The sequence below is a fragment of the Protofrankia sp. Cj3 genome, assembly GCF_917627355.1.
GTDB lineage: Bacteria > Actinomycetota > Actinomycetes > Frankiales > Frankiaceae > Protofrankia.
In genome coordinates this window covers 1-2659 of sequence record NZ_CAKJTR010000292.1, presented here as the reverse complement: position 1 = coordinate 2659, position 2659 = coordinate 1, and the positions used below count along the sequence as shown (strand labels likewise).

The 2659-nt window shown below is 65.9% G+C and carries 2 protein-coding genes; one reads left to right on the top strand and one right to left on the bottom strand.

The genetic code is table 11. The annotated features are described in order from the left end of the window. The coding region (locus MJ783_RS22515; protein ID WP_239313721.1) for a phosphatase PAP2 family protein at positions 1-979 on the top strand (979 nt) is incomplete at its 5' end. Between the two features lie 22 nt (positions 980-1001). Here MJ783_RS22515 and MJ783_RS22510 read toward each other — a convergent pair. Then, positions 1002-2024, bottom strand: coding sequence for an aminoglycoside phosphotransferase family protein (locus tag MJ783_RS22510; RefSeq protein WP_239313719.1), 1023 nt, complete (start codon positions 2022-2024; stop codon positions 1002-1004). Positions 2025-2659 lie beyond the last annotated feature (635 nt).

Sequence of the window (2659 nt, the reverse complement as noted above, 5' to 3'; positions counted from 1 at the left end):
GGCAGCAGGCCGGCGAGCCGCGGGCAGGGCTTTTCCCGGCCGGCGAGCGGGAAGAGACTGGGACGTCATGGGAGCACGGTGGGCCGCGGGAACGTGCGCGGTGCTGTTCGTCGTCCTCACGGCCATGGTGAAGATCCACTGGATGCCGCTCGCCAACGCAGACGCCGACACGATCGAGGATCTCAGCAGGATTGTCGCCACCCGGAGCTGGCCGGTCGACGCCGCCGAAGTCCTGAGCATGCTGTTCGCTCCGTTCATCCTCCGGCTGGCTGCCCTGGTCGTGGTGGCGGTGTTGTGGTTGCGGGCCAGCCCGCCGTGGGGCGGCCGCCCGCGCGGTCTCGGCCGGCTCGATCCGGCCGGCGTCCGCTGGTCGGCGCTGTTCATCGGGATCACCATCGGGATCGGTGGCCTCCTCAGCACCGCAACCAAAATCATCATCGCCCGAGCGCGCCCGCCCGTCGCCGAGGCGTTCGCCCCGGCCCACGGGATGAGCTTTCCGTCCGGGCACGTCATCGGGGTGACGGTCGCGGCGATGGTGGGGCTCGCGGTACTGGCTGCTGTCCGCGGGCAACGGCCTCCGGTCGCCGTGACCGCCGTGACCGCGCTGGCCGTCGTGGCGGTCGGGTGCGCACGTCTCATCCTCGCCGTGCACTATCTGTCGGACGTCATCGCCGGCTACCTACTCGCGGTGGCATGGGCAGCCAGCATGACCGCGTTATTCACCCAACGCATCTGCCGAAAACGTCCTGTGGATGGCGCGGTCGACGGCAGCGAACCACCGCTACAAGGCCAGCCAGCGCAACGACCCGGCGGCCAGGCACAATCGCCACACTGTTCGGACACCGCCGCCAACAGCAATCCGCTAGACTGGCAACAGGAGCCGCCAGAGCAACCACGCGGATCCCAGCAAATTCACCCTCAGACAAAACCACGGGCCCTGTCCAGTCACTGGGGACGATGGCGAGTCCGGCTCCGATGAACTATCAGAAAGCTGATAAAAGTCAGGAATACGGTAACCAGCGGACGCTTTCGTCCGCATAACGCAGGCTTGCCAGCCGGACGGCGAACTGCGCCGCCACCCGCGGATTGCTGGTGAGGATCGGCACAACACTCGTCACCAGCTTCAGTTCCCGTACGGCCCGCAGCACCTCGAATCCAGACCAGTGCGTCACGTCGAAACCGTATTCGGACGCGAGCAGCGCGTATCGTTCTGGTGGGTAACCGAAACGCAACCGCCCGACAGCCAAGGGAACCAGGTCCCACTCGGTCGGCCCGTAACAGGTGGCATCGAAATCACAGGCGAGCACCCGGCCATCGGGGCTTCTGATCAGGTTCCCGAGATGAGCGTCACCGTGGACGATCCCCGCCGGCAGCTCGTACGTGACATCTTCAAGAGCCGCTTCGAGCCGGTCGGCCATGCGCTGCAGGAAGATACGGTCAATGTCAGCGAGCCCCTCCGCGTCGGCGAGGCGCCGGCGGACGTCGTCGAGCGGATCCCAGTTCGGCAATGCGACGATGGGCAGCGGCAACGCGTGGATCAGTCGGAGGACCACCGCGAGGTCGGAGGCGGTTGGTGGTCCGCTGTTGCGCACAGGCTCGTCCGAGGCGGACCTGCGCGCACGTGCCACCAGCCCTCGGGCGCCTGCCGGAGGCTGCCGTTCCAGGAGGCTCTGAGCACGCGGTTCGGCTGGTCGCGGCCCGGCCAGAGCATCGATCCACAGGGTGGCCACGGTGCCGTCGAGGTGCAGCGGTGCCGGCAGACCAGGTGCAAGGCGCACCGCCGGCACGTCATGCCGGGCCAGCCAACGAGCTACCTGAACGACTTTGTACGCACGGTACGCCATCGCCGGGGATCCGGAAATCCGGATAATCACTCCGGAGCGCGGCAACCGGAACACCGCGTTAGCGGTAATTTTTATTACCTCGGCATCCTGGCCATCCAGGCCAAGCGCCGTGCATATCTCTCGAACAATCGACCACGCCTTCGCCGCGGTGAAACGACCGTCACGACCCGTGACAGCCACTCGACCTCGCCCCGACCCTCACCAGACACGGAGCATAACAAGATCGATTCGTTCGGACGCGCCCATCCCGCTCACTGCCTATCCGCGCCCTCATGGCATACGGTTATTGCCGCTAAGAGCGCCCGGCAACAGGACTGTCCGGCTCGTACCGCCCGCGCGGTGCCTCGTATCATCGCTCCCCTATCCATCACCGCACGACGCATGGGTATCCCGGCTTGTCGGTCAACACCCACCACCTCCGGTGACTCCCCGTGCCACCTCGCGATGCACGCGCCCCGGCCCTGTTTTTTGATCCACACTCCTATTGCCGGGCACTCCCATGCATTACACGCGCTCGGCCACGAACCCGAACCCGAACCATGACCCCACGGCCCGCAACGATGCCTCCTCCGATCCGGTAGTTGCCCGGTGGCGGTGCTGAGTCGCCGGTGGCCAACAGGAGTTCAATCAGTACTCTGCTCACCTACCCGAAAACCCCAAGCAAGCCAGGGCATGCCCGATGGATGCTCAACTATAGTTCCTTCGGCGGCCGCTAAGAGCGTGTTTGAGATCGGGCTTTCGATCAGTGAGCCGCGTCCAGGCGCCCCCTGGCAAGGCGGAAGGCCGAAGCGATACCGGATGAGTTGTATCGGTTT